The sequence below is a fragment of the Kitasatospora sp. NPDC001095 genome (assembly GCF_053598615.1).
Genome location: NZ_JBSFKQ010000002.1, coordinates 333,511 through 359,926 on the forward strand (window position 1 = coordinate 333,511; position 26,416 = coordinate 359,926).

General features: G+C 71.5%; 28 protein-coding genes. 11 read left to right on the top strand and 17 right to left on the bottom strand.

The window, feature by feature from the left end; genetic code table 11:
* Positions 1-119: 119 nt before the first annotated feature.
* The 6 genes from efeB to ACWDBB_RS03425 form a co-directional block, all read right to left on the bottom strand.
* Positions 120-1,517, bottom strand: a complete 1,398-nt coding sequence (gene efeB, locus ACWDBB_RS03400; RefSeq protein ID WP_449788006.1) for an iron uptake transporter deferrochelatase/peroxidase subunit — start codon at positions 1,515-1,517, stop codon at positions 120-122.
* Positions 1,518-1,522: 5 nt separating this feature from the next.
* A complete protein-coding gene (locus tag ACWDBB_RS03405; protein WP_449788007.1) occupies positions 1,523-3,556 on the bottom strand; it encodes a copper resistance CopC/CopD family protein in 2,034 nt (677 codons plus the stop codon).
* A 13-nt stretch (positions 3,557-3,569) separates the two neighbouring features.
* On the bottom strand, positions 3,570-4,073 hold the full coding sequence (locus ACWDBB_RS03410) for a copper chaperone PCu(A)C (protein ID WP_449788008.1): 504 nt from the start codon (positions 4,071-4,073) through the stop codon (positions 3,570-3,572).
* Positions 4,070-4,750 carry an SCO family protein gene (locus ACWDBB_RS03415; RefSeq protein ID WP_449788009.1) on the bottom strand — a complete coding sequence of 227 codons (681 nt, stop codon included), beginning with the start codon at positions 4,748-4,750 and terminating at the stop codon, positions 4,070-4,072. The genes ACWDBB_RS03410 and ACWDBB_RS03415 overlap by 4 nt, the downstream gene beginning before the upstream one ends.
* A 78-nt stretch (positions 4,751-4,828) precedes the next feature.
* Positions 4,829-5,575 (bottom strand): YcnI family copper-binding membrane protein, encoded by a 747-nt coding sequence (locus ACWDBB_RS03420; protein WP_449788010.1) that lies wholly within the window; start codon positions 5,573-5,575, stop codon positions 4,829-4,831.
* Between the two features lie 180 nt (positions 5,576-5,755).
* On the bottom strand, positions 5,756-6,571 hold the full coding sequence (locus ACWDBB_RS03425; RefSeq protein WP_449788011.1) for a hypothetical protein: 816 nt from the start codon (positions 6,569-6,571) through the stop codon (positions 5,756-5,758).
* 230 nt (positions 6,572-6,801) lie between these two features.
* On the opposite strand from ACWDBB_RS03425, the gene ACWDBB_RS03430 reads away from it, so the two are divergent.
* The 3 genes from ACWDBB_RS03430 (at position 6,802) to ACWDBB_RS03440 (ending at position 9,110) form a co-directional block, all read left to right on the top strand.
* Entirely contained in the window at positions 6,802-7,446 is a 645-nt protein-coding gene (locus tag ACWDBB_RS03430) for an ATP-binding protein (RefSeq protein WP_449788012.1), read from the top strand.
* Positions 7,447-7,531: 85 nt separating this feature from the next.
* A complete protein-coding gene (locus ACWDBB_RS03435) occupies positions 7,532-7,765 on the top strand; it encodes a hypothetical protein (protein ID WP_449788013.1) in 234 nt (77 codons plus the stop codon).
* 34 nt (positions 7,766-7,799) lie between these two features.
* On the top strand, positions 7,800-9,110 hold the full coding sequence (locus ACWDBB_RS03440) for an amidase (RefSeq protein WP_449788014.1): 1,311 nt from the start codon (positions 7,800-7,802) through the stop codon (positions 9,108-9,110).
* A gap of 59 nt (positions 9,111-9,169) precedes the next feature.
* Here ACWDBB_RS03440 and ACWDBB_RS03445 read toward each other — a convergent pair whose 3' ends face one another.
* Positions 9,170-9,331, bottom strand: a complete 162-nt coding sequence (locus tag ACWDBB_RS03445; protein WP_449788015.1) for a hypothetical protein — start codon at positions 9,329-9,331, stop codon at positions 9,170-9,172.
* Between the two features lie 203 nt (positions 9,332-9,534).
* Here ACWDBB_RS03445 and ACWDBB_RS03450 point away from each other — a divergent pair, with 203 nt between their 5' ends.
* Complete coding sequence (locus tag ACWDBB_RS03450; RefSeq protein ID WP_449788016.1) at positions 9,535-10,356, top strand: integrase; 822 nt, start codon at positions 9,535-9,537, stop codon at positions 10,354-10,356.
* 73 nt (positions 10,357-10,429) lie between these two features.
* Here the strand turns inward: ACWDBB_RS03450 and ACWDBB_RS03455 are convergent, their stop codons facing one another.
* On the bottom strand, positions 10,430-11,389 hold the full coding sequence (locus ACWDBB_RS03455) for a pirin family protein (protein ID WP_449788017.1): 960 nt from the start codon (positions 11,387-11,389) through the stop codon (positions 10,430-10,432).
* Between the two features lie 123 nt (positions 11,390-11,512).
* A complete protein-coding gene (locus tag ACWDBB_RS03460) occupies positions 11,513-12,016 on the bottom strand; it encodes an SseB family protein (protein ID WP_392881702.1) in 504 nt (167 codons plus the stop codon).
* A gap of 216 nt (positions 12,017-12,232) precedes the next feature.
* On the opposite strand from ACWDBB_RS03460, the gene ACWDBB_RS03465 reads away from it, so the two are divergent.
* On the top strand, positions 12,233-14,062 hold the full coding sequence (locus tag ACWDBB_RS03465; RefSeq protein WP_449788018.1) for an acyl-CoA dehydrogenase: 1,830 nt from the start codon (positions 12,233-12,235) through the stop codon (positions 14,060-14,062).
* Between the two features lie 328 nt (positions 14,063-14,390).
* The gene (locus tag ACWDBB_RS03470; RefSeq protein WP_449788019.1) at positions 14,391-15,698 is read left to right on the top strand and encodes a M18 family aminopeptidase; all 1,308 of its coding nucleotides are present in this window, start codon (positions 14,391-14,393) and stop codon (positions 15,696-15,698) included.
* Between the two features lie 97 nt (positions 15,699-15,795).
* Here ACWDBB_RS03470 and ACWDBB_RS03475 read toward each other — a convergent pair whose 3' ends face one another.
* Entirely contained in the window at positions 15,796-17,625 is a 1,830-nt protein-coding gene (locus tag ACWDBB_RS03475) for an NHL domain-containing thioredoxin family protein (RefSeq protein WP_449788020.1), read from the bottom strand.
* A 327-nt stretch (positions 17,626-17,952) separates the two neighbouring features.
* Between ACWDBB_RS03475 and ACWDBB_RS03480 the strand changes: the two genes are divergently transcribed.
* Positions 17,953-18,426 carry an SLATT domain-containing protein gene (locus ACWDBB_RS03480; protein ID WP_449788021.1) on the top strand — a complete coding sequence of 158 codons (474 nt, stop codon included), beginning with the start codon at positions 17,953-17,955 and terminating at the stop codon, positions 18,424-18,426.
* A 2-nt stretch (positions 18,427-18,428) separates the two neighbouring features.
* The gene (locus ACWDBB_RS03485; RefSeq protein WP_449788022.1) at positions 18,429-19,307 is read left to right on the top strand and encodes an SMODS domain-containing nucleotidyltransferase; all 879 of its coding nucleotides are present in this window, start codon (positions 18,429-18,431) and stop codon (positions 19,305-19,307) included.
* 167 nt (positions 19,308-19,474) lie between these two features.
* Here the strand turns inward: ACWDBB_RS03485 and ACWDBB_RS03490 are convergent, their stop codons facing one another.
* Positions 19,475-19,945 carry an NUDIX domain-containing protein gene (locus ACWDBB_RS03490; RefSeq protein WP_449788023.1) on the bottom strand — a complete coding sequence of 157 codons (471 nt, stop codon included), beginning with the start codon at positions 19,943-19,945 and terminating at the stop codon, positions 19,475-19,477.
* 3 nt (positions 19,946-19,948) lie between these two features.
* On the bottom strand, positions 19,949-20,692 hold the full coding sequence (locus tag ACWDBB_RS03495) for an XRE family transcriptional regulator (RefSeq protein WP_449788105.1): 744 nt from the start codon (positions 20,690-20,692) through the stop codon (positions 19,949-19,951).
* Positions 20,693-21,003: 311 nt separating this feature from the next.
* Between ACWDBB_RS03495 and ACWDBB_RS03500 the strand changes: the two genes are divergently transcribed.
* A complete protein-coding gene (locus ACWDBB_RS03500; RefSeq protein WP_449788024.1) occupies positions 21,004-21,198 on the top strand; it encodes a hypothetical protein in 195 nt (64 codons plus the stop codon).
* Between the two features lie 517 nt (positions 21,199-21,715).
* Here ACWDBB_RS03500 and ACWDBB_RS03505 read toward each other — a convergent pair.
* The 4 genes from ACWDBB_RS03505 to ACWDBB_RS03520 form a co-directional block, all read right to left on the bottom strand.
* Positions 21,716-22,303: a recombinase family protein gene (locus ACWDBB_RS03505; RefSeq protein ID WP_449788025.1), complete on the bottom strand. Its 588-nt coding sequence runs from the start codon at positions 22,301-22,303 to the stop codon at positions 21,716-21,718.
* Positions 22,304-22,924: 621 nt separating this feature from the next.
* Complete coding sequence (locus tag ACWDBB_RS03510) at positions 22,925-24,460, bottom strand: recombinase family protein (protein ID WP_449788026.1); 1,536 nt, start codon at positions 24,458-24,460, stop codon at positions 22,925-22,927.
* Positions 24,461-24,481: 21 nt separating this feature from the next.
* On the bottom strand, positions 24,482-24,622 hold the full coding sequence (locus ACWDBB_RS03515; protein WP_329885017.1) for a thioredoxin domain-containing protein: 141 nt from the start codon (positions 24,620-24,622) through the stop codon (positions 24,482-24,484).
* A gap of 7 nt (positions 24,623-24,629) precedes the next feature.
* Complete coding sequence (locus tag ACWDBB_RS03520) at positions 24,630-25,163, bottom strand: GNAT family N-acetyltransferase (protein ID WP_449788027.1); 534 nt, start codon at positions 25,161-25,163, stop codon at positions 24,630-24,632.
* Positions 25,164-25,213: 50 nt separating this feature from the next.
* Here ACWDBB_RS03520 and ACWDBB_RS03525 point away from each other — a divergent pair, with 50 nt between their 5' ends.
* On the top strand, positions 25,214-25,339 hold the full coding sequence (locus tag ACWDBB_RS03525) for a hypothetical protein (RefSeq protein WP_449788028.1): 126 nt from the start codon (positions 25,214-25,216) through the stop codon (positions 25,337-25,339).
* Positions 25,340-25,477: 138 nt separating this feature from the next.
* Positions 25,478-25,900 carry a DUF350 domain-containing protein gene (locus ACWDBB_RS03530; protein ID WP_392881730.1) on the top strand — a complete coding sequence of 141 codons (423 nt, stop codon included), beginning with the start codon at positions 25,478-25,480 and terminating at the stop codon, positions 25,898-25,900.
* 77 nt (positions 25,901-25,977) lie between these two features.
* On the opposite strand, the gene ACWDBB_RS03535 is transcribed toward ACWDBB_RS03530, so the two are convergent.
* Positions 25,978-26,325 carry a winged helix-turn-helix transcriptional regulator gene (locus tag ACWDBB_RS03535; RefSeq protein ID WP_449788029.1) on the bottom strand — a complete coding sequence of 116 codons (348 nt, stop codon included), beginning with the start codon at positions 26,323-26,325 and terminating at the stop codon, positions 25,978-25,980.
* Between the last annotated feature and the right edge of the window lie 91 nt (positions 26,326-26,416).

A 26,416-nucleotide genomic window follows, 5' to 3' on the forward strand; every position in this document is an offset into this window, starting at 1 on the left:
ATCTCGGTGCTGCACGGTCAGGGTGTGCCGAAGCAGTCACCATAACGATTCCGCGGCCCCGGCAGGAAAGCGTTCCAGTGGCCGGGACCGCGGCGGTGGACCGGGTGGACCAGGGGGAACTACCCCTCCAACAACTGCTGGCCGAGGTAGCCTCCGGGCGGCGGGCCCGGAGGCAGCGCGTACAGGCCGCTCGCCTCGTGCCGCAGGAAGCGGGAGAGGCCGTCGCCCCGGGAGAGCTTGCGCTGCACCGGGGTGAACCCCTTGCGCGGGTCGGCCTGGAAGGCGAGGAAGAGCAGCCCGGCGTCCGGCGAGCCGTCCGGCAGCAGCCCGTCGTGGTACGAGAAGCCGCGCCGCAGCATCGCCGCGCCGCCGTTGGCCGCCGGGGCGGCGACCCGGATGTGCGCGTCGGCGGGGATCGCCAGGGTGCCGTCCGGGCCCTGCGCGGTGAGGTCGACCGGGGCGTGCTCACCGGCCCCGGCGGGCGCGCCGAGCGGGGCGCCGTCCGACTTGCGCCGTCCGATCACCCGCTCCTGGCGGTCCACCGGCAGCGCCTCCCAGTGGTCCAGCAGCATCCGGATGCGCCGGAACACCAGGTACGAGCCGCCGGCCAGCCAGGCCGGGTGGTCGCCGCCGGCGGCGCAGAACACCTTGGCGGCGAAGCCCTCCTCGTCCGGCCGGGGGTTGTTGGTGCCGTCGACCTGTCCCATCAGGTTGCGTCCGGTCACCGGCCGCGCGGCGGCGCCGGGGGTGCGGGCGAAGCCGGCCGACTGCCAGCGCAGCGCCGCCGTCCCGGCCGCCAGCCGCTGGAGCACCCGGAGGGTGTGCACCGCGACCAGGGCGTCGTCCGCGCCGATCTGGACGAACAGGTCGCCGTCGCCGCGGGCCGCGTCGAGCGCGTCGCCGGGGAAGGCGGGCAGCGGTTCGAGCCCGGGCGGGCGGCGGTCGGCCAGCCCGGCCTTGTCGAACAGCGCGGCGCCGAAGCCGACCGTGACGGTGAGCGAGCAGGGCCCGGCGTCCAGTGCGACCTGGCCGTCGAACTCCTCGGCAGGCTCTCCGGCGGTCAGCCGCTCGGCCGCCCTCGTCCAGCGCTGCAGCAGGGTGCGCAGCCCGTCCCGGCCGACGCCCTCGGCCAGGTCGAAGGCGGCCAGCTGGACCCTGGCCTGCGCCGGGTCGGTGATCCCGGCCTGGTGCTCGCCGCGGAACGGCACCCTGGCCGCGCCCAGCGCCCCGCCGGACGGGCCCGACGCGACGGCCGTCCCGCCGCCCCGCCCGTCCAGGGCGACCGCCCCGGCGACGCCCGCGCCGGCGCCGGCCAGCAGCCCGGCCCCGGCGGTGCCGAGCAGCGCCCGCCGGGTGAAGTCCGCGGGCCCCGCCGACCCCGCCGGCCCGTTCGAAGCCGGCCCGTTCGAAGCCGACTCGTGCGCCGTCGGGCCGTCCGCCGTCGGGCCGTCCGCCGTCGGGCCGTCCGCCGTCGGGCCGTCCGCCGTCGGGCCGTGCTCCGTGGAAACGTCCGTCACCCCGCTCACCCGATCTTGAACTGCTGGGTCGGGGTGGTCTGGTCGATGTCGGAGGAGCGGACCTGCACCGACACCACCCAGTTGCCCGCCAGCGGCAGCTGCGCGATGCCGGTCCAGCGGCCGGTGCCCTCCTGGGTGAGCTGGACCGGCAGCGGGCCGAGGTCGCGGTCCGGCAGGGTGAAGGCGAGCTGCACCTCGGGAACGTCCACCGGTTGGCCGTCCGCGCCGTCCAGCGCGAGCTGTACCTCGTTCGGACCGGTCCGGGCCGGGTTGAGGCTGACGGTCGCGGTGCCCTTGGCGTTCGGCGTCCGACCCTTGGTGTCGTACGGGAGCTTGAGCTCGACGGTGCGGCCCGGCTCGGTCTGCGCCGCCGCCCCGGGCCCGCCGGCCACCGAAGCGCCGGCCGCCCGGGCCTTGATCTCGTCCGCGACCCGTCCGGGCGGGGAGTTGGTGAGCATCGTGGTGACCACCAGCACCGCCACCGCGACCAGCGCCTCGACCAGCACCGAGCGGCGCAGCCCGGCCCGGGTCGGGGTCAGCCCGCGGTCGCGTCCGGCGCTCTGCCGGGCGGCCAGCTGGCGCTCCAGCTGCGCCTGCCGGACCGGGTCCTCGCCGTGCGCCGCCACGGCGACCGGCTCCGGCAGTTCGACCGGCGCGACCTCCTGCGCCTCGGCCGGGGCCGAGCGCAGCCTGGCCAGCCAGGTGCGGGACATCCAGGCGACGCCGAGCATCGCGACCACGCAGCCGCTCTTCACCAGCAGCAGCCGCCCGTACTCGGTGCCGGTCAGCGCGCTCCAGCTGCCCAGGCCCCGCCAGGACTGGTAGATCCCGGTCACGGCCAGCACGGCCACCGAGCCGAAGGCGATCTTCGAGAAGCGGTCCACCACCTCGACGCCGACGCCCTCGCGCAGCGCGACCAGCAGCGCGGCCAGCCCGCCCAGCCAGAGCGCCATGGCGATCAGGTGCAGGACGCCGAGCGGCAGCGCCAGCCAGACCTGGATGCCCACCGAGGCGTGGTCGGCGCCGACCCAGGTCGCCGCGAGGGCGACCGCCAGCACCAGTCCGGCCACGCCGAGGCCCAGCCGGACCTCGCGCTGCGGCCGTTCGGCGGCCCGGCGCTCCAGCTCGCGCAGCTCGGCGGCCTCGGCGTCGTCCTCGGCGGCGGCGGAGCCCTCGGCGGCGGATCCGTCCCCGTCCTCGTCCCGCGGCTTGGGCACGACCGGCCGCGGCGGCTGCCCCAACTGCCCGACCAGGAGCGACAGGAACACCCCGCCCGCCGCGAGCAGCAGCAGCCGGGCGGCCAGCCCGGTGCCGATCCGCTCGTCCAGCGTGGCGCGCATCAGCGACAGGTCGAAGGCCTGCCCGACCCCGGTGCCGCGCTCGTACGGGCCGCGCAGCATCAGCACCGCGACGGTGGAGACCAGCAGCGCCGTCCAGCCGGTCATCAGCAGCCCCTGCACCCGGCGCCGGGCGGTGCCGGCCGGCCAGCAGATCAGCACGAAGGCGGCGACGCCGACCAGCAGCGCGAAGGCGGTGTACGCGACGGCGCGCCCGGTGCCGTACAGGGCGGCGACCAGGCCGTCGGCCTCGGCGCCCTGGAACGCGGTGGCCGACACCGTGGTGTCCGAGGGGGCGCCGACGGAGAAGGTGAACGCCCCGCCGACCGGGTGCGAGTCGTCCGAGACGGCCCGCCAGGCCACCGTGTACGTGCCGTCGGCGAGCCCGTCCTGCAGCCCGACCCGGGCGGTGTTGCCCTTGCCGTCGGCGTGCGCCGGGTTGCCGGTGTCCACGGCCTTGCCCGCCGGGTCGAGCACCCGCACGGAGTCGCCGGAGAGCGAGACGGACTCGCTGAAGGTCAGCGTCACCGTCCGCGGGGCGGTCGCGACCACCGAGTTCTGCGACGGGTCGGTGGAATCCAGGGTGGCGTGCGCGGAGGCCGGCCCGGCGCCCGCGAGCATCAGCGCGAGCAAAGCGCCGAGCACTCCGAGCACCCCGGCGATCCGGCGGTGGGTGGCCCTCTCCAGGCCGGCCGACTGCATGCTGGCGGTCCCCTTAACTCTGGCCGGGTCGGTAGGTGAGCTCCTTGACCGGCACCTTGACGGAGATGGTGCCGGACTTGGCGAAGGTGAGGTCGAGTTCCAGCTCGTCGCCGAGGGCGGGGGCCTTCTGCCATCCCATGATCATGAGGTGGTTGCCGCCGCGGGCGAGCTGCAGGGCGCCGTGCGCGGGGACGTCCAGGCTGTCCACCTGCTCCATGGTCGACGCGGTGGAGCGGTGCATGGTGACCGACTCGGCGGCCGGGCTGGTCACCTTGAGTAGCTGGTCCTTCCCGCCGTCGTTGCGGACGGTCAGGTAGCCGGCCGCCATGCCGCCGGCCGGCGGCAGCGGGATGTACTCGTCGGCGACGCTGATCCTGGCCGGGCCGGACGAGGCGCCGTCCTGGTCGCCCGTTCCGCACGCGGCCAGGATCACGCCGCCGCCCAGGGCGGTCGCGACGACGGCGCCGAGCAGGGCACTGCGGCGGAACCGGCTGGTGCCGGCCTGGACCGGGCTCACGCCGCGACCCCCTTGGCGAGCAGCGGCAGGTCGTGCTCGTAGGTCTTCTCCTCGGTGCCGCTCATGTAGAGCACGTGCGCCTTGTCGTCCGAGGGGAGGAAGGCCAGCACCTGCGCGCCGTGGGTGGAGGTGACGGTGCCGTCCCCGTTGACCACCGGGTCCTCGATCATGATGCCGAGCGACTTGGCGGCGGTCTTCACCTTGGCCAGGTCCCCGGTGAGGCCTATGAAGTCGCTGCCCATCGAGTCCAGCCAGGTGCGCAGCACCTTGGGGGTGTCGCGCTGCGGGTCGGTGGAGACGAAGACGACGTTGATCTTCTGCCGGTCCTCCGCCGGGAGCGCCTTCATCGCGACGCCGATGTCGCCCATGGTGGTCGGGCAGACGTCAGGGCAGCTGGTGTAGCCGAAGAACAGCAGGGTGGCCTTGCCGTCGGTCTGCCGGCGCAGGTCGAAGGGCTGGCCGGAGGTGTCGGTCAGCTGGAGGTCCGGCTTCTCGAAGTTCTTGGCGAGCTTGGTGCCCTGGTACGGGGTGTCCTCCTTCTGCCGGGTGACCTTGGCGGCGGTGGAGTCCCCGCCGCCGGAGGAGCCGCAGGCGGAGAGGGTCAGGGCGGCGGCCAGCGCGAGGGCGGCCGCGCCGGCCAGGCGGGTGGTGCGGGTGGTGCGGGTGGTGCGGGACATGCGGGTTCCGATCGTGCGCGGTGGACGGCCGGCGGTGCCGCACCCGGTGCGCGGGTGCGGCACCGCCGGCGCGGTGGGTCAGGAGGCGGAGCCGCCGCTCCTGCGGCGCAGGCCGATCACGCCGACGGCGGTGCCGATCACGCCGACCACGATGCCGACCACGCCCAGGGTGCGGGCGGTGGAGTCGCTGGACTTGGCGTCGGCGGGGGCGGCCTGGTCGGAGCTGTCCCCGTGGGCGCCCGCGGCGGGGGTGGCGGTGACACCGTGGCCGTCGCCCCCGGCGGCCTTGGTGAGCTTCAGGACGGGCGCGGGCTTGGCCGGCTCGGGCTGGCCCTCCTTGGACTCGTCGATCCAACGGGCGATGTCGCCGTTGTCGTAGGTCTGGAGGGTCTTGAACTCCATGCTCTCGGTGTCGGTCGGCAGCGGGCCGAGCGAGACCCGGAACTCCTGGAACTGGCCGGGGGCGATCTTGGTGCCGGCGTCGGCGGTCCAGGTGATCTTGGAGACGGCCTCGGTGACGTCGTTGCCGTGCACCTTGATCGGCTTGTCGAGCTTGGCCTTCTCGACGGTGGCGGTCCAGCCCGGCAGCGGCAGGGTCCGGACCGAGGCCAGCGGGTGGTCCAGCGGGAGGTTGACCTCCAGCTTCACGGTGCTCGCGGTGTCGCTCTCGTTCGGCACCCGGAAGTCGACGGCCGTGTAGCCGCCCTGGGTGGCCGAGCCCGGGTTCACGGTGACGTGCGCGAAGGCGGGGCCGGCCAGCGCCACCACGGAGGCGGCGGCGGTGAGGGCGACGGCGGCGAGACGGCGGGTGGGAAGGGAACGCATGATGCGGGTCTCCGATCGGAGCTCGGCGGCGGCCGGAACCGGGCGACGGACGTGAGCCGTGCCGCGGGGCCGCGCGTGGGAGGTGGGGGCAGAGCCTCGGGCCGCCCCGGGGGTCGGGGGAACGGCCGGACGGTGCGCACGCCGCGAACCAGGCCCGCACGGGGCGCCAGGAACGTCGGGTCAGTACGCGAGGGCCCCGCACGGCGGGCCGCGCCGCACCACGCTGTGCCGCAGCACGGCACCCGCCGGGAGCGGGCTCTCCCCGCCCCTGGCACCGAACCGGCGGGCCGGGCCGGCCCCGCCGAACAGACCGCGCAGCAGCGCGGCCACCAGCGCGAACGCCGTGCGCAGCGGCGCCGCCCAGTGCTCCCGGGCAGCCGCGGCGGCCACCCGCAGCAGCCGCCACAGCGCCGCCTCGCCGCGCCGCAGCCACCAGCCCGCGACCAGCGCGGCGCCCAGGTGCCCGACCAGCATCGACGGCGTCATGCCGAACAGCCCGGCCTGCCACCAGGGCGCGGTGGCGAACGCGTGCGGGTCCAGGCCCGCGGAGGAGACCAGCTGCTCCGGGGACGGGCTGCCGGGCAGGCCGACCAGCGTGCCCGGCCTCGCCTCGTTGCAGATCAGCCGGCCGGCCACCTGCGGCACGGTCAGCGGACCGGCACCACCGTGGTGCATGCCGGACATGGCGCCGTCGAAGCCGTGGAAGAGGAAGTGCAGCCCGAGCTGCCCGGCGCCGAGCGCCCCGGCGATGGCCGCCAGCGAACGCTCCCGCCCGCCGCAGACCGCCGCGAACGCCAGCACCGCGGCGAAGCCCAGCGCCAGCGCCGTCGGCGCCACGTTCCCGCCGCCCGCCAGCGAGTGCCCGGCGGCCGCGATCAGGGTGCACACCAGCGCGAACGGGACCGCCCGGGCAAGCCGCAGGTCCCAGGCGGCGGACCCCACCGGCTGAGCCGGTCCGGGGGCGCCCGGGAGCGGGGCGGCGGCGAGGGCAGTCATGGCCGGGCCATCCTCTCATTGCGTACGCCGCTGACACGGGCAGGGTGGGAAATCCCTACGAATGCCCCTTTCGGCCGCGGCGTGCGGAGGGGCGTACGCGTCGCCCGGCACAGACCACGTCCCCCGGTCCATCCGCCGAACGGGCGGTAGCGGGCCCCGGGCACGGTTCACCCGCGAAACGCCCGGAGATACCTAGTTGTATGTGGAGCCGCAGCCAGGAGGGACCTCCCGTGGACATCTGGTGGACTCTGCACCTCAAGCGCGACCCGGCCAGCGTTCCGCTGGCCCGGCGCATCCTGCTCGGTGCGATGGCGACCGCGGGCGTCGACCCGCAGATCGCGGACGACCTCGGCATCGCCCTCACCGAGGCCTGCGCCAACGCCGTCGAGCACGGCGCCACCGGGCGGCCCGACGACGGCTTCCAGGTCACCGCCTCGATCTGCGGCGACCGGCTGCGGATCGAGGTCACCGACTCCGGGCCCGGCCTGCCCACCCCCGCGGTGCCCGCCGCGCCCGCCCGCCGCCCGGCGGCCCCGGCCGAGGCCCGCCCGGCGGCGGCCGGCCGGGCGGCCCGGCGCACCCGCCGCGGCCGCGCCACCGTCCCGGTCCGCGTCCTCGCCGCCCACCGCCCCCGCCGCGACGGCCACCCGTACGACACCCACGTCCTGCCGTTCCGCCCCAGCGCCCCCACGCTGCGCCCGGTCGACCTGGACACCCTCCCCGACCTCACCGCCGAATCCGGCCGGGGCCTCTTCCTCATCCACGCCCTCACCGACCACGTCCAGCTCCGCAACCACCCCCTGCGCGGAGCGATCGTCAGCTTCGACAAGATCCTCAAGTGGCAGGACGACGCCCTCCTGCGCGCGGCGTCCTGAGAACGCGCGGGCGTCGGCGCGGAGCCGGGAGCGCGGCCCCCGGCCTGCGGTTGCCGGGGGTGGGGGCGGGCCGGACGATGGGGGCATGAGGCACCAGATGCGGGCTGAGTACGGCGAGGGCGGTGCGACCGCGGGGGTGCGGCTGTGGCACGTGGTCCGGGGCGAGGAGAGCGTCGCGATGTGCGGGCGCGAACTCGATCCGGGCGCGCGGGTGCGGGAGGCGGTGGACTGGGGGAAGACCCCGGAGCTGTGCTGCCACACCTGCGGGGCGTACTTCCTGCGCGAGGCACCGTACTTGGCGGCCGAACACCACCCGTGAGGCCGGTCGTGTGAGGCCGTCTACTGTGACCGGCATGGAGGAACCCCTTGCCCGGCCGCGGCCGTTGACCGACGAGGCCGCCGGACTGCGCGCCGGTGTGCCCGAACTTCCCGAGTACGTCGACCGGTTGTGCGCGCTGGTCGAGCGGGTGGACCCGATGATCCACGCGTTCGTGCCGGAGCCCGGCCGGTACGGGCGGCTGCGGTCGCAGGCGCGGGAGCTGGCCGAGCGGTACCCGGAGCCGGGCGGGCGGCCGCCGCTGTACGGGGTGGCGGTGGGGGTCAAGGACATCGTGCACGTGGACGGGCTGCCCACGCACGGCGGTTCGGCGCTGCCGCCCGGGGTGCTGGCCGGGCCGCAGGCCGCGGTGGTGGACCGGCTGCGGGTGGCGGGGGCGCTGGTCGCGGGCAAGACGGTGACCGCCGAGTTCGCCGCGAGCGCCCCGGGCCCGACCCGCAACCCGCACCATCCGGGGCACACCCCGGGCGGTTCCAGCAGCGGCTCGGCGGCGGCGGTCGCGGCCGGGCTGGTGCCGCTGGCGATCGGCACCCAGACCGTCGGCTCGGTGGTCCGCCCGGCCGCGTACTGCGGGGTGGTGGGCTTCCGGCCGACGTACGGGCGGATCCCGATCAGCGGGGTGATCCCGAACGCGCCGAGCCTCGACACCCTCGGGACGTTCACCGCCGACCTGGCGGGCGCGGCCCTGGTGGCCCCGCTGCTCTGCGACGGCTGGCGCGCGGAGCCCGCGGCGCCGTCCGCGCCCGTGCTCGGGGTGCCGGAAGGGACGTACCTGGAGCATGCCGAACCGGCCGCGCTGCGCGCGTTCGAGGAGCGACTGGCGCGGCTGGTGCGGGCCGGGTTCACGGTGCGCCGGGTCGAGCTGTTCCCGGACTTCGCCGGGATCACCCGGCAGTTGCAGGCGGTCAACCGCTTCGAGCTGGCCCGTAGCCACGCCGACTGGTTCGCCCGCTTCGGTGGGCTCTACCGGCCGGAGACGGTGGCGAGCATCCGGGCCGGGCAGGGCGTCGCGGCCGAGGACCGGGCAGCCGGGCTGCGGTTCCGGGAGGAGCTGGGCGAGCGGGTTGCCGCGGCGGGTGCGGCGGCCGGGGTGGACCTGTGGCTGGCGCCCTCGGCCACCGGCGGGGCGCCGGAGGGCCTGCACAGCACCGGGGACGCGGTGATGTCGCTGCCGTGGAGCTTCCTCGGGCGGCCGGCGCTCAGCCTGCCGGCCGGGCGGACCGCTCGGGGGCTGCCGCTGGGGCTCCAGGTGGTCGGCGCGGAGGGCGGGGACGAGCGGCTGCTGGCGCAGGCGGCGCTGCTCGAGAGCGTCCTGGCGGAGCGTTAGGGAAGCCGCCGGGGCTGCCTGTTGCCGGGCTGCGCGCTGCCGGGGCTGTGCGCTGTCCCTCAGGAGGTCCGGGAGGCGCCGGTGCCCCCGGTGCCCGCGCGCCGGGCGGTGTCGGGGCCGCGCGGCTCGTCGGGGAAGCGCGGCCCGCCGATCAGGTAGAGCAGGGCGGCGGTCGGGAAGCCGAGCGAGGCGGCCAGCAACACGATGAACTCCCAGAACATCTTCCGCTCCTCGTCAGTCGCGGGCGGCCCGGACACCCGAAGGTGATCCCGGACCCGGCCCGCTCCGATGGGCCGAATCGTCCGGTCACTGTCCGACGGTATGGCCGAACCGCCCCGGCTGCCACCGGGCGCCGTGCCCCGGACCGCGCCACACCGGCGCACGGGGCTGGGCGCGGACCGGGGGCGGCGGCCACACTGTCGGGATGCAGCTACAGCTCGCAGGGGAAGCACGGCGGCCCGACCGCGAGAGCGAGGACTTCGCGGCGGCTTCGCCGGAGGCGCTGGTCCTGCTGGACGGCGCGAGTTCGCCGGCCGGCCTGGAGTCAGGGTGCCGGCACGGGACGGCCTGGTACGTGCGCCGGCTGGGCGTGCACCTGCTCGCCCGGCTCACCGACCGGGCGGACCGCTCGATCGCCGAGTGCCTGGCCGACGCCATCGTGGAGACGGCCGCGCTGCACGGCGGCCGCTGCGACCTGGCCCACCCCAACACCCCCGCCGCGATGGTCGTCGCGGCCCGGCGGCACGGCGAGGCGCTGGAGTACCTGGTGCTCGGCGACTCCCTGCTGGTGCTGGAGTTCAAGGACGGCCCGCCGAGGGTGATCGGGGACAACCAGCGCTTCCCCGGCGGGGAGGAGCTGCGCCGCCAGGTCTGGGAGACCGTCCCCGGCTCGGCCGAGCGGGCCGCACTGCACCTGGAGTACGCGCTGGCCGTGCGCGCCGCCCGCAACCGGGGCAACGGCCCGTGGATCGCCGCCGCCATTCCGCGGGCGGCCGAGCACGCCGAGACCGGCTTCGTGCGGCTGGACCGGCTGCACGCGCTGGCGGCCCTCACCGACGGCGCCTCGCGCTACACCGAGCGCTTCGGTCTCGGCAGTTGGGGCGACGCACTGCGGCTGCTCGCCGAGTCGGGGCCGGGCGAGCTGATCGCCCAGGTCAGGGCGGTGGAGCGGGCGGACGCCGACTGCGCGCGCTGGCCGCGCGGCAAGACGCACGACGACGCCTCGGCCCTCTACGCGGTGCTGTAGCGGGGGACGGCGAGAACGGCGGAGCGGCCGCAGGTGCCACCTGCGGCCGCTCCGCCGTTCCGACTCCGGAGCCTCAGTGGCCGTCGGCGGGGATGGTGCCGAGGCGGCCGGCCTGGAAGTCCTCCATGGCCTGCTGGAGTTCGCGGTGGCTGTTCATGACGAACGGGCCGTAGTGGGCGACGGGTTCGCGGATCGGGAGGCCGCCGAGGAGGACGACCTCGAAGTTGTTGTCGCGGGAGTCCTGCTTCTCGTCGGCGCGCAGGGTGATGGAGTCGCCGTCGCCGTAGACGACGGCCTGGCCGCGGTGGAAGGGGCGGTGCTCGGTGCCGGCCGAGCCGTTGCCGGCGAGGCCGTAGGCGAGGGCGTTGAAGTCGGAGCGCCAGGGCAGGGTGATCTGGGCGCCGGGGTTGATCGAGGCGTGGATCATGGTGATCGGGGTGAAGGTGGTGCCGGGGCCCTGGTGGCCGTCCATCTCGCCGGCGATGACGCGCAGGAGCGCGCCGCCGTCCTCGGTGCTGAGCAGCTTGACGCTGCCGCCGCGGATGTCCTGGTACTTCGGGGTGATCATCTTGTCCGAGGCGGGCAGGTTGACCCACAGCTGGAGGCCGTGGAAGAGGCCGCCGGACTGCACCAGGGACTCCGGCGGGGTCTCGATGTGCAGGAGGCCGGAGCCGGCGGTCATCCACTGGGTGTCGCCGTCGGTGATGGTGCCGCCACCGCCGTGCGAGTCCCGGTGGATGAACGTTCCGTCGATGATGTAGGTGACGGTCTCGAAACCGCGGTGCGGGTGCCAGGGGGTCCCCTTCGGCTCCCCAGCCGCATAATCCACCTCGCCCATCTGGTCCATCATGATGAACGGGTCGAGGTACTTCTGGTTGATCTTGGCGAAGGCGCGGCGGACGGGGAAGCCCTCGCCTTCGAAGCCCTCGGGGGCGGTCGCCACGGTGAGGACCGGCCGGGTGCTCGTGACGGCGGGGTTCGGCGTGGTGACGCGCGGGAGGGTCAGCGGGTTGTCGACGGTCACGGCGGGCATGTCGGCCTCCTTCGGGGGGTGTCTGGCCTACGTGCACGAGGTTAGTTCAATTCTCAACAACAAGCAAGTTGAATGTTGAACTATGTAGTGACGAAGGAGCGCGGGCCCCTCGTCCAGCATGGATCAGCCGTACATCCGGCGCATCGTGAAGTCGACCATCTGCTCGACGGCCTTGGCGTCGAACACCATCCGGTGCTCGCCCTCCATGTCCAGCGCGAAGCCGTAGCCGGTCGGCAGCAGGTCCAGGACCTCGGCGCCGGTGACGGTGAAGTGCTTGGAGTCCTTGCCCGCGTAGCGGCGCAGCTCCTTCAGCGAGCTGAACATCGGGATCACCGGCGTCGGGGTGTTGTGCAGCGCCAGGAAGCCGGGGCGGTCGCCGCGGGGGCAGTGCACCTTCGAGGTGATGAAGATCGCCTGGAAGTCCTCGACCGCCATCGAGCCGGTGGTGAAGGCCCGCACGGCGTCCGCGAGTGAGGGCGGCGAGGGTTCGGGGTACAGGGACTGCTGGGGGGCCTGCGCCTGCCCGCCGTAGGCGTCCGGTCCGGGCATGCCGTTCATGCCCTGCTGCGGTCCCGCCTGCTGCTGGTAGGGGTCGCCCGGGTATGTGTTCTGGTCATATCCGTACACACGGACAGGCTAGCGGTCGCGCACCCTCCTCCGCTGGCGCCGATCCTGACAAGGAGTGGCCGTCCCGGCTGTGGGACGTGACCACGTTCATAGCGGCGGATTCCCCGGCGGGGGCTTGCCCAAGTTACCGCTGGGTAGCATCATGATGCCTACTGGTGGGTACGGGACGCCGGAACGCGGCGGTCTCCCGGAAGCGACGAACCGGAGATAACGGCGATGGGTCACTACAAGTCCAACCTGCGGGACGTGGAGTTCAACCTCTTCGAGGTGTTCGGCCGCGAGCAGGTGTACGGCACCGGACCGTTCGCGGACATGGACGTCGAGACCGCGAAGAACATCCTCAGCGAGATCTCGCGCCTCGCCGAGAACGACTTGGCGGCGTCCTTCGCCGACACCGACCGCAACCCGCCGGTCTTCGACCCGGAGACCAACACCGCGCCGATCCCGGCCGCCTTCAAGAAGAGCTACCAGACCTTCATGGACGCCGAGTGGTGGCGTCTGGGCATCCCGGAGTCGATCGGTGGCCAGGTCACCCCGAACTCGCTGATCTGGGCCTTCGCCGAGCAGATCCTGGGCTCCAACCCGGCCATCTGGATGTACTCCTCCGGCCCGGCCTTCGCCGGCGTCATCGCCGAGGAGGGCACCGAGGAGCAGCTCGAGATCGCCAAGCGGATGACCGACCGCCTGTGGGGCTCCACCATGGTCCTCACCGAGCCCGACGCGGGCTCCGACGTGGGCGCCGGCCGCACCAAGGCGATCCAGCAGGAGGACGGCTCCTGGCACATCGAGGGCGTGAAGCGCTTCATCACCTCGGGCGAGCACGACATGTCCGAGAACATCATCCACATGGTGCTGGCCCGCCCCGAGGGCGGCAAGCCCGGCACCAAGGGCCTGGGCCTGTTCATCGTCCCCAAGTTCGACTTCGACTGGGAGACCGGCGAGCTGGGCGAGCGCAACGGCGTCTACGCCACCAACGTCGAGCACAAGATGGGCCTCAAGGCCTCGAACACCTGCGAGATGACCTTCGGTGCCAAGCACCCGGCCAAGGGCTGGCTGCTCGGCGAGAAGGTCGACGGCATCCGCCAGATGTTCAAGATCATCGAGTTCGCCCGGATGATGGTCGGCACGAAGGCCATCGCCACCCTCTCCACCGGCTACCTGAACGCCCTGGAGTACGCCAAGGAGCGCGTGCAGGGCGCCGACATCTCGCAGTTCCTGGACAAGACCGCTCCGCGCGTCACCATCACCCACCACCCGGACGTGCGCCGCTCGCTGCTGACCCAGAAGGCCTACGCCGAGGGCATGCGCGCGCTGGTGCTGTTCACCGCGTCCACCCAGGACGACATGATGGCCGCCAAGCTGCGCGGCGAGCGCGACGAGGCCGCCGAGCGCCTCAACGACCTGCTGCTGCCGATCGTCAAGGGCTACGGCTCGGAGAAGTCCTACGAGCAGCTCGCCCAGTCCCTGCAGACCTTCGGTGGCTCCGGCTACCTGCAGGAGTACCCGATCGAGCAGTACATCCGGGACGCCAAGATCGACACCCTGTACGAGGGCACCACCGCGATCCAGGGCCAGGACTTCTTCTTCCGCAAGATCGTCAAGGACGGCGGCCAGGCGCTCACCGCGCTGTCCGAGCAGATCCAGAAGTTCATCGGCTCCGCCGCCGGCGGCGACGCCCTGGCCGCCGAGCGCGACCTGCTCGCCAAGGCCGCGGGCGACCTCGAGGCCATCATCGGCAAGCTCCTGGCCGACCTCTCCTCGGTCGAGCAGGACGTCAAGAACATGTACAAGGTGGGCCTCAACACCACCCGCCTGCTGATGGTCTCCGGCGACGTCGTGGTCGGCTGGCTGCTGCTGCGCCAGGCCGCGGTGGCCCTGGCCAAGCTGGAGGCCGGCGCCTCGGAGAAGGACGTCCCCTTCTACCAGGGCAAGGTCGCGGCGGCCCGCTTCTTCGCCAAGAACGTCCTGCCGACCGTCGCCCCGCAGCGCCTGATCGCCGAGGGCGTCGACAACGAGATCATGGAGCTGGCGGAGGAGGCCTTCTGAGCCTCGGTCGCTGACCGGACCGCCTGACACACCCTCACACCGAAGGGCCCGGCTGCCACCGGGCCCTTCGGTGTGTCGGTGCTTCGGCGTCGTGGTGGAGGTGCCGTTGGCGCTTCGGCGTCGTGGTGCCGAGGTGCCGCGGCGTCGAGCTGCTGATGAGCCGTGGCGCCCCGGGGCGGAACCCCCCGGTCGCGCAGGGCGGTACGCGGGCACGTACGGGGCACATCTCGAACGAGGTGTTCCGAATGCCCTGTCTGTGTACGGGCATATGCTCAGGTGCGAAGTCGACCCCCATCCGGCTTCGGCCCTCACTCGACCCAGGAGCAGTATGTCGACCGCCGCCCGCCAGGCATTCTTCGACCGGACGCACAGCGACGACCTGATCGCGTTCCTCGGCACCTCGCCGTCTCCGTACCACGCGGTGGCGAGCGCCGCCGAGCGGTTGGAGAAGGCGGGCTTCCGGCAGGTCGCCGAGACGGACGCGTGGGACACCGCGGCCGGCGGGCGCTACCTGATCCGCGGGGGTGCGCTGATCGCCTGGTACCTGCCGGAGGGAGCGGGCCCCGAGACGCCGTTCCGGATCGTCGGCACCCACACCGACTCGCCCAACCTGCGGGTCAAGCCGGTCCCTGACACCGGTTCGGAGGGCTGGCGGCAGGTCGCCGTGGAGATCTACGGCGGCGTCCCGCTGAACACCTGGCTGGACCGCGACCTCGGCCTGTCCGGCCGGCTCGCGCTCAAGGACGGCACCGTCCGGCTGGTCCAGCTGGACGAGCCGCTGCTGCGCGTGCCGCAGCTCGCCATCCACCTGGACCGCCAGGTCAACGAGGGCATGAAGCTCGACAAGCAGCGCCACCTCACCCCGATCTGGGGCCTCGGCCCGGTCGACGAGGGCGCGCTGATCTCCTACGTCGCCGAGCGGGCCGGCCTGGCCGCCGCCGACGTGGTCGGCTGGGACCTCATGACCCACGACGTCCAGCCCGCCTCCTACCTGGGCCGCGACCGCGAGCTGCTGGCCGCCCCGCGCCTGGACAACCTGCTCTCGGTGCACGCGGCGACCGCCGCGCTCGCCGCGGTCGCCACCGCCGACGGCGCCGCCCGGCTGCCGTACATCCCGGTGCTGGCCGCCTTCGACCACGAGGAGACCGGCAGCGAGTCCGACACCGGCGCGCAGAGCCCGCTGCTCGGCAACGTGCTGGACCGGACGATCCACGCGCGCGGCGGCACCACCGAGGACCGGGCCCGGGCGCTCGCCGGCACCGTCTGCCTCTCCTCGGACATGGGCCACGCCGTCCACCCGAACTACAGCGAGCGGCACGAGCCGGGCCACCACCCGATGCCGAACGGCGGGCCGATCCTCAAGGTCAACGTCAACAACCGCTACGCGACCGACGGCGTCGGCCGGGCGGTGTTCGCGGCCGCCTGTGAGAAGGCGGGCGTGCCGTGGCAGTCCTTCGTCTCCAACAACGCCATGCCCTGCGGGACGACGATCGGCCCGATCACGGCGGCGCGGCTGGGCATCAGGACGGTGGACTGCGGCATCGCGGCGCTCTCCATGCACTCGGCGCGCGAGCTGTGCGGGGCGGAGGACCCGTACCTGCTGGCGAGCGCGCTCAAGGCCTTCCTGGAGGGCTGAGTACGGTTCGCGGAAGCTGAGCACGGTTCGCGGAAGGGGCCCGGCGTTCGTTCGCCGGGCCCCTTCCCGCCTGCTCCGCTCCGTGTGCTCCGGGGGTCTACTCCATCCCGGCCAGGACCAGCGGGAGGCGGCGGGCGCCGTCGGCGACCAGCTTCACCGGCACGCCCCAGTCCTGCTGGTGCACGTGGCAGGCCGGGTACTCGATCTCCGGGTCGTCGTCGCAGGAGGCGGCCATCGCCGAGACGTGCAGCACGCCCTCGGTGACCTCGGCGGAGAGCACCAGCTCGCGGGAGAGGTCGATGTCCGCGCCGGCTCCGGAGACCAGCAGCTCGGGCGGGGTCGCGCTGACCAGCAGCCGGGTGGACGGGCCGTAGCGCTCGTCCAGCTTCTGGCCGTTCGGCGCCTCGAAGACCACGTCCAGCCGGAAGGCGCCCGGGGCGACCTCGGTGGCCGCGCGCTGGGTGCGGTGCGCCACCGACTCGACCCGCACCGCCTCCTCCGGCAGCCGCAGCCTGGTCAGCCGGTGCCGGGCTGACTCGACCACCACCACGTCGCCGTCCACCAGCACCGCGCCCGAGGGCTCGCGCAGGTCGGTGGCCAGCGTTCCGACCTCGCCGCTCGCCGGGTCGTAGCGGCGCAGCGCGTGGTTGTAGGTGTCGGCGACGGCCACCGAGCCGTCCGGCAGCACGGTGACGCCCAGCGGGTGCTGGAACAGCGCCTGGTCGGCCGCGCCGTCGCGGTGGCCGAAGTCGAACAGCCCGGTGCCGACGGCGGTGTGGACCGTTCGTGTTTCACGTGAAACCCAGCGCAGCGCGGAGGTCTCGGAGTCCGCCACCCAGAGCCGCTCACCGTCCGCCGAGACCGCGAGGCCGGAGGGCTGGGCGAACCAGGCCTCGGCGACGGGCCCGTCCACCAGGCCCTCGTTGGTGGTGCCGGCCGCGACCGCGACCGTGCCGGCGGCCGGGTCGTACGACCATAGCTGGTGCACGCCGGCCATCGCGATCCACACCCGGCCGTCGAACCAGGCGACGTCCCACGGCGAGGAGAGGTCCACCTCGCGGGCCGGGCCCTCGGTGGCCGAGCCCTGCCACCACTGCCGGCCGGTGCCGGCCAGGGTGGTCACCAGGCCGTCGGCGAGCCGGACGCCGCGCAGGGCGTGGTTGACGGTGTCGGCGACGATCACGTCGTACTCCGAGCCCTCCGGCAGCAGCGCGAGGCCCTGCGGCTCGCTGAACCGCGGGCCGACGCCGTCCGCGCCGTCGCCGTCCACCAGACCGCGCCGCCCGTCGCCGATCCGGCGCACCACCGTCTCGCCGTCCTCGGCCAGCTCGACCAGCGAGTGGTGGCCGGAGTCGGCGACCAGGAAGTGGCCGTTCGGCAGCCGGAGCGCCTTGCCGGGGAACTTGAGGTCCCCGGCGGTCGGCTCCGGCGCCACGTACGGGCCGTCGCCGCGACGCAGCGTGCCCTTCGCGGCGTGCTCGGCCTCCAGCTCCTCGACCAGCCGGGCGAGCGCGTGGGCGTGGCCCTCGCCGGCGTGCTGGGCGACCACGTAGCCCTCCGGGTCGATCACCACCAGCGTCGGCCAGGCCCGTACGGCGTACTGCTTCCAGGTGGCCAGCGCCGGGTCGTCCAGCACGGGGTGGTGCACCTCGTAGCGGGCGACGGCGTCGACGACGGCCTCGTGGTCGGCCTCGTGCACGAACTTCGGGGAGTGCACCCCGACGATCACCACGGTGTCGCGGTGCTTCTCCTCCAGCTCCCGCAGCTCGTCCAGGACGTGCAGACAGTTGATGCAGCAGAAGGTCCAGAAGTCTAGTACGACACACTTACCTCGCAGGTCGGCAAGCTTGAGTTCCTTGCCGCCTGTGTTGAGCCATCCACCAGCGCCGACCAGCTCGGGGGCGCGTACACGTGCACGAGAAGCCATGCACACATCCAACCTCATCGGGCCGTCACTCATTCCGAGACGAATGGTGTCTGGTTGACAACTCGCGGAGGTGCTGTCGAGATCATGACATCGAAGCACGGGTCAAGATCATCACCTTCGCGGCTGGGGCTGTCGGCAGCCATTGCAGGTGCACCCGAAAAAACTGACGCGACATCTTCCGCTTTCGTAACTTTTCGGTAGAGTCGACTGCCAACACGGGTGGGATTTCCCTCCAGCGCACATCCGCTTGCTCACGCGCTTCGGCCAGATGAGGTGTTCGTGTCACTTATCCCTGCGGGCCTACCCGAGTCACACCAATCAATTGCTGTGGAAGCTGACCGCATCCATGAAAGCGCGCTGTGGAGCGCTCAAGGCCAGTTCGAGCAAGCAAAGCTGTGGCGCCTCATCAACCTCTTTCTTGGTGTTCCAGCGGCGGCACTTGCCGCCATCTCCGGTGGAACCGCCCTTGGCGGGGACCTTGGAATCTGGCCCGGAGTTCTGGCTCTCGCCTCGGCGGCGCTAACTGCAACATTGACTACAGTCAATGCCTCGCGCCGCATGACGCAGGCGCAAGCATCGGCAAACGCCTATCTTCAGCTACAGACGGCCGCGCGACAGTTCCTTACAATCGACCTTGCCGACTTGACTCGCGAGGATGCGCGGGACACGTTGCGCAATCTCACTAACACTCGGGATGAGTTGAACAAGACATCCGACCCCCCAGGCCGGCTGGCCTACAGAAAGTCGGAGAAGAACATCAGCGGCGGAGGCCAAAGCTACTCTGTGGATGGGGATGAGTGAGAATGGCGCTAACCATCGTGTCGGCATTCAATGAGTTCGATGCCGCAGTGAAGCCGTCGTCCGCCACGTGGACCAAGGTTTATGAGCGGCGGGATGCCGTCCTCAAGGTTATAAAGGCGGCATTCCCTGCCGGTGGTGACATCAGCTACCAATCGCACAAGATCATCGGATCGCTGGGGCGGAACACCGCTTGTAACCCTGTCGATGACATCGACCTCATGGTCCACCTGCACATTGACGCGGACCTGTGGGCCCAGAAGTATCGAGACGACTCCTCCGAGTTCCTGTACAGGGTTCGACGAGTCCTTAACGAATACTCCCCCGTGCGCAAGATCGGTGCACGGGGTCAAGCCGTTCGGTTCTTCTATGCTGATGGCCTTAGTGTAGATGTGGCGCCGGTCGAAAAATATAAGAGCGGAGATTATGGCATACCTGATGGGTCGGGGAAATGGCTCACCACAAACCCTGCGAAGCATGAGGCGCACCTGACGGAACGAAACAATGCCATAAGTGGCGACCTCAAGAAAATAATTCGGTTCGCCAAGAAATGGAACAAGGCGCACAGCTCGCGCCTGGCTTCGTTCCATCTCGAAATGATGGTAGCCCGCACGTACGCCACGCTAGGAAGTGACTCGCGAGCAGCGCTTCGACTGTTCTTCGACCACAACCTCTACAATCTCTCGGTGCAGGACCCGGCGGGGTGTAGCGGCGATCTCTCATCGTACCTGACCCAGTCGAACAGGGAGGCTGCAAACGAAAGTCTCAAGGTAGCTCGGGACAGGGCGGATCTCGCACTGGAAGCCGAGAATCAGGGTGACCACCGGGAAGCAATAAGGCTCTGGCGGATCATCCTTGGGAAGGACTTCCCGATGTACGGGTGAAATATCGACGGGAGCCAAGTGCGGCACACCTACCTCGCGGATCGGCGAGCCTCAGTTCCTTGTCGGACGCCTGTACGAGAAGCCATGCCCAAATCAAGCCCCACGCCCCGGGCCAAATTCCGGTGCAGGGCTGGTCACCGGTGCTGGCTGAGGCTCGTGCCGCCGATCTAGCCAAGGTAGGGCGAAGTCCTCTGCTCCAAGAAGTGCCGGAGCCGTAGGTGTTGGGTGTGGTGCATCGGCAGGTCGGCGATCTCCTCAGGGAGGACGAAGCGGAGGTCGGTGGACTCGTCGGAGATGCGCAGCGAGCCGCCCGTCACCCGGGCGGTGAAACAGACGTTGAACTGCTGCCGTACCTCGCCGTCGGAGTAGGCGATGACGTGGCGCGGGTCGGTGTACGTGCCGACCAGGCCGGTGATCTCGACTTCCAGGCCGGTCTCCTCGAAGACCTCCCGCACAGCCGTGCCCGGAAGCGACTCGCCGAGGTCCATCGTCCCGCCGGGCAGGGCGTACAGACCGTTGTCGACCCGTCGCTGGAGCAGGATGCGCCCGGTCTCGTCCGTCACGACGGCGGATGCCGCGACCACCAGTCGGTTGGGCTTGGGGGCCTCGGGATCGTCGTAGTACTCGGTCCGTGCCACGGATCAGCTCTCCTCGACCGGTCGGGCGGTGCTCCACACCGCATCGAAGCTCGAAGCGTAGGTGTCGAACAGCGTTCCCGCACCTGTCCGTCGAAGATGCCAGACCGGCGCCCCGAAGGCGTTCACGCCCCACACGTGGGCGTTTACCAACAGCTGGTCGTCGGCCCGGTAGAGGCTGTTGTAGAGCGTGGTCCCGTGGGTCCGGACCTCGATGCCGGGCGTGCCGAGGAGCGGCCGGTAGTGCATGAGGGCGAGCCTGCACCGGGACTTGATGCCGTGGCCGAACTTCTCTTCCTCCCCGCGCTGCCGCACGTTCTCGCTGTCGGGGTCGCCAATCGCGATCCGGACCGCACAGCCCTCGGCGGCGCGCTCCCGGAGCAGCTCATTGAGCCGTGGGTAGGCCTCGTGGAGAAAGACGGCGGCGTAGACCAACACGTCGATGCGCTGGGTTGCCTTCTCCAGCAAGTCCACGATGACGGACACTGGTAGGTCGGCCCGCTGCTTGTACAGGGCCACCAGCTCGGGGCTTATCGCTCGCGCGGCACGTGGCTGCCGCAGACTCGGCCACAGTGCGAACATGTCTTCTCCCAGCGCTTCGGCAGCCACACGGGCCGTCCCCAACCGGGGCGTCCGGTTCTGATTGGCCCAGCGCTCAACCGACTTGGTGTCGACGCCGGCCTTGTCTGCCAGGGCGGCGCACGTCCAACCACCCGACGCCATAACGGCTTTCAGTCTTTCGTTCGGCATCTCGCGTGTCTCCCCGCAAAGTCCGGACTCTTGTAGGGACGTTGTACCGCCCGAGGGACGTTCTGAAGTGTCCTTTGCACGAGGTTTCACCGTCCCGGGCGCTGTCAGATCTTGGTGACAGTTCAACGGGAGGAGGCCGATGAAGGCGAAGAACTGGGGTATGCGGACGTTCTCCGAGCGGAAGGAGGCGCGCAGCGGGGCGTTGGCGTCCTTCCACGTTCTCGGCGACCACCATGCCGAGGTGTCGGTCTTGATGGTCACCCGGGAGGCCCCTGGCGATACGGCGGTGCCCTGTGGCGGGCGATAGTCGGATGGCGCTGGTCGGGCGCATCCTGCCGATCACCGCCGAGACCGCCCTGGACGCCGGCCAGTGTCCCGGGTGCAAACTCTTCGACGGTATGGCAGCGCAGTACCCGGACAACCCGACGATCCTGCGCAAGGTCGCCAAGTGGCGCGCCCAGCACGTGGATGACGGGGAATGTCTGGCGGTGCGCGATGACGGATGACGTCCAGGAGGACCCTCAGGCCCCCTTGGAGGGCCCTTGTGGGGGTGCTGCGCCTGTGGACCCGTACGGCTGGATGGAGTCTCATCCGTGGCCCCCTGCGCGGTCCGCCGGGCTTCGACCGGTCCTCCCTCCGGAGGAGTTCAGCGAAGTCCCGTTGACGCCCGAGGAACGCGACCGGCGGGCAGCTCTGCTCGCCAGGCTGCGGGAAGCCAACCACCCCTGGCGCTGACGTGTCCACGGACTCGCTTTGAGTGCCTTGAGCACCCGCTAACGACGGTCAGAGGTGTCTTCGAGACCTGTTTCCCTGCGCCTATCGAAACGAAGTCGCTGGCAGAAATGGCTAGTTGGTCACCGTGGGGGGAAGGGAATCAGCAGTACACCCAGGGCGCGTGTGGCGAGCTGGGGCCGGGACCGCCAACGGCCACGGCTGTGAACTTTCACAACCCCTACGCCCCTGGATGCCAGCGAAGGCCGCCCGCCCATGGCGGGCAGACGGCTCTCACGGCAGGCGTAGCGGCTACGACTCGGCGTTCTCCAGGTGCCGGTACAGCGTCGCCCGGCTGATCCCGAGCGCCTTCGCGATGCTGCTCACGCTCTCCCCCTTCGCTCGGCGGGCACGGGCAACGGTCAGCTTGTCCTCACTGATCACGGACGGCCGCCCACCGGTCCGCCCCTGAGCCTTGGCCGCTTCCAGCCCGGCGCGGGTCCGGTCCTTGATCAATGAACGCTCGAACTCGGCCATCGCGCCGACGACCTGAAGCATGAGCCGCCCGTCCGGAGTGTTCGGGTCGATGCTGGCCAGAGCGCCCGTGAGGACCTTGAAGCCGATCCCGCGTGCCGACAGTGCGTCCACCATGGTTACGAGGTCGATCAGCGAGCGGGCGAAACGGTCCAGCTTCCACACGCACAGGGTGTCGCCGGGCCGGACGTAGTCCAGGGCGGCCGACAGCTCCGGGCGGTCGGTGCTCTTCCCGCTGGCCTTGTCCGTGAAGATCCGGGCGCAGCCCGCTTCGGTGAGCGCGTCGTGCTGAAGCTGCGCCTCCTGGTCGTCGGTGGAGACTCGCGCGTAGCCGATCAGGTGGCCGGTGCTCTTGGTCGTCGTCATGTCTCAACTGTCTCAGAACTCGTCTCATAACAACAGGGGTCCCGAGGGGGTTTTGAGACGTGTTTTGAACACCGAAACGGGATCGCTGCGCCCCGTTGGCGGACCGTCTCACAAACCATCGTTTCCGAGACGCCCTCCGAGGGTGACCCAGCGTCACGGAGGTCGACGTGGCGGGCGACTCATGCGGGCGCCTTGGGAGCAGCCACTTTTCCCAGACTCGTACGGCTTGGGAGAACCAGCACCTAAGCGGTCGGCGGGATGCATCGTCGGGGTCATCCCCCTCCCCCATGGTCCTGGAGTGGCCACAGTGCCCGAGTAGCCCCTTATTTCTAAACCTCTTAACACGAGTAAGAAGAAACCTGGAGAGGCCCAAAGTTTCGGCACTTTCACCCCTGGCGCTACGAGGAGTGACGACGATGGAGGAGTCATGACGTACCGTGACGACTCCCGCGTTCGCTTCTCTCCATGCGCTGCGGCTCTGGCTGTCTGGAGCGCAAGCCCTTCCAGTGGTGGTTTGGTGTTCGGGACGTCGATCCTGGCTTCCCTTAGAAATCTCTATGGTGAGTTGAGAAGAGGCGTCAAAACACCAAACCACCATCGGCCCCGCTGTGGCGGTGGAGACTATTCCTTGATCTCGGCCCACTTGATGCGGACCCGCTGCTCCGGGATGAAGCGCTTCCCGCGTTCGCCCTTGCTGATGAACACGCCGTCTATGGCCAGGGACAGGCGGTCCCGCTTCTCATCCTGCGTCGAAGCCTCCCAAGCCGGGTACAGCAATTCGCTGTCCAGCATCGGAGTGATGTCGACGGCGGGCAGCGGGATGTTGGCGAGGTCGGCGCGCAGGCCGTCGATGCGGCTCTGGAGTCGGGCGGCGAGGCGGTCGTAGCGATCGAGTGCGCCGGGGCGATCGAACTCGCCACGGACGTAGCGTGCGTCTTCCAGGTCAGCCAACCGGGCCTCCTGGTCAGTGATCTCGTCGGCTACGGCGTCTCGCTTGGCGAAGGTCTCGGGGTCGGTCCGCTTCACCCACCGGTCAGCGATGGTCACCAACAGGGGGTCGTCCAACTCCAGGGCAGGGAGCAGTGAGAGGAAACGCTCGGACACGTAGTCGTCCACCCGGTCGGCCATGGCGCTGGCGCCGGGGCACTGGTTGCCCGCTCGGCGGGCCATGCACTGGTAGCTGTTGCCGACCTTGTGCATCCGACGACCGCACCCCGGTACGTCGCAGAAGATCAGGCTGGTGAGCAGCGCCGTGCCGTTCGGCTTCGGCATTCGCTTGCCCGCGTGGACGCGGGTCCGGGATTCGAGCTGCCGGATGATCCGTTCGCGCTCGCCGACCGTGATGATCCCCTCGCCGATGCTGACCGTGTCCAGTGTCTCGGGGTCTCGGTAGGGGAACACCCGGCTGGTGAACTTCCGGCTGCCGTCCTCGGCTTCGATGGTTTCGGTCTCGGGCATGAGGCCGGCGAAGGCGGGCGACTTGACCAGGTTCATGATGCTCGCGGCGTTCCACTGGCCACCCCGCGCTGAGGGGATGTCGTACTCGTTGAGCAGCCGGGCGATCTGTACGAGGGACCTGCCGGCCAGCGCGTCATCCGCGATGAGGCGGGCGTAGATGGCGGTGTCGGGGTCGTGCACCAGCTTCTTCGTGGTGGGGTCGACCAGCAGGCCGTACGGGGGCTGTCCGCCGATCCACTGGCCCTGTCGGCGCAGGTGCCGCTTCGCGTGGGCCACGCGGGTGCCGAGGTTCTTCGACTCGGACCGGGCGAGTTCGGCGAGCATGGCGACGACCATGCGGGCCGAGTCGTTCGAGGTGTCGAGGCCGTCGACGACGGAGACCAGACGGCCGCCCGCCTTCTCGATGTTGTCCAGGACCTTGCCCACCTGGCCGATGCCCTTGCGGGACAGCCGGTCGAGCTTCCACACGATCAGCGTCCCGACGACGCCCGCCGTGACGGCGGCAAGAGCCGAGTCGAACCCCTTGCGCTCAACGTCCTTGAAGCCGGAGCGCCCTCGGTCGATGTGGACCTTGCGGACCGTCAGACCGTTTCGCTCGGCCCATGCACGGCAGTCGGCTTCCTGCCGCTCGATCGCCGTCTTGCCGTCCCGATCGAGCGACAGTCGAAGGTACAGGTCACACAGGGTGTGGTGGTGCACGTACGCCCCCTCTGGAGATCCCTACATTGTGTAGGACATCCAGAAGTCCAGGATGGTGATCTTCCCGCGGAAGTCGGCGAGGGTGAGCTCCTTGCCGCCGGTGTTCAGCCAACCGCCTGCCCCGACGAGTTCGGGGGCGCGTACACGTGCACGAGATGCCATGCGTCAATCAAACCGCACGGCGGGGGCCCGCATTCCGGGTGAGGTCGGCCTGCCAGCGGGTCTCGCCGTCCCGGGTGCGGGCGGTGGGGCGCAGGCCGAGGGCGCGGGCGACCCCGGCGGAGGCGTGGTGGTCGGGGTGGATGTGGGCGACGGCGGTGGGGACGCCGGCGGCGGCGAGGTGGGCGAGCAGGGCGCGGGCGGCCTCTGTGGCCAGGCCGCGGCGCTGCCAGGGGGTGCCGACCACCCAGGCGAGTTCGGCCTCGTCGGGGCGGACGGTGGTCTGCACGTAGCCGGTGAGGGCGCCGTCGGCGCGCAGCCGCAGCACCCAGTTGCCCCAGGCCTCGGCCGGGTCGGGGGAGCCCGCGGCGAGCCGCGCGCAGCGGGCGCGCTGCTCCTCGACGGTGGCCGGGCGGCCGCCGGTGTGGGTGTGCAGGGCCGGGTCGGCGAGCGCGGCCGCCAGCTCCTCGGCGTGCGCGGGGGCGATCGGCAGCAGGTCGAGGCGCTCGCTGCGCAGCTCGGCGGTGGTGAGGCGGGGGTGCATGGCGGTATTGAAGGGGATCGGGGGCCGCCGCGCGACGCGGTTTCCGGCCGGTGTCCCCGTGGCGGTGCTTCTCCGCGGCCGGGGCCCGGGGTCGAACGGGATCCGACGGCGCCGACACCGGGCTGCTGCTGGCCGTCGCGGCCTGCGTCGACCACCTGGTGGGGGAGGAGGACTGACCCGTCCCCGGTTTCCGGATCCCGGTCCGCCCCTCACCCGGGTGGGGTATCTTTTGCCAACCCTTGACCGTGCCGGTCGGGGCCCTGACCGACGCGGTCGAGGGGTACGGCGTGAGCGGACCGGGGGCTGGAACCACGATGAACGACATCCTGCACGGGCTCGGCGCGGCGGCCGCCTACGGCGCCCTCGGCGTGGTGCTGCTGCTCCTCGGCATCGGCCTGGTCGACCTGCTGACGCCCGGCAGGCTCGGCCACCAGATCTGGGTCGAGCGCAACCGCAACGCCGCCGTCCTGCTCAGCTCCGCGTTGCTCGGCATCGGCGGCATCGTCTTCACCGCGATCATGTACACCTACGCCGACTTCGCCAAGGGCCTGGTCTCGACGGCCTGTTACGGCCTGCTCGGGCTGGTGCTGATGGCCGTCGCGTTCTGGCTGGTGGACCTGCTGACGCCGGGCAAGCTCGGCGCGATCCTGGTCGAGCCGGAGCCGCACCCGGCGGTGTGGGTCTCCGCCGCCTGCAACATCGCGGTGGCGGCGGTGGTGTCGGCCGCGATCGCCTGACGGCCGCTCCGGGCGCCGGGCCGGGCCTCCGGGGCAGGGCCGGGCCGCCCGGGGGCAGGGCCGGGCGTTCGGGGGCGCTACGCCGGGTGCGGCGCCTTGCTCAGGAGGTGCTGCTCCCCCCAGTCCCCCAGCGGCCCCAGCGCCGTGTTGAGCCGGCGCCCCGCCTCGGTCAGCTCGTACTCGACCCGCGGCGGCACCTCCTCGTACGCCTCCCGGTGCACGATGCCGTCCGCCTCCATCTCGCGCAGGTGCGCGGCCAGCACCTTCTCGGTGATGCCCGGCAGCAGCCGGCGCAGCTCGCCGAAGCGGCAGCGCGGGCGTTCGCCCAGGGCCCAGAGGATCGACACCTTCCACCGGCCGGCGATCACGTCCATCGCGGCGTCCGTCCCGCAGACGTGCGCCCCCGGCCTCGGCACGATCGCCATCCCCACCCCTCCCGGCCCCGCGAGCTCGATGCTCACCCCAGGGTAACCGCCCACTTCGAAGTGCGTACTTGATCGTTTGCCGGGGTCGCGC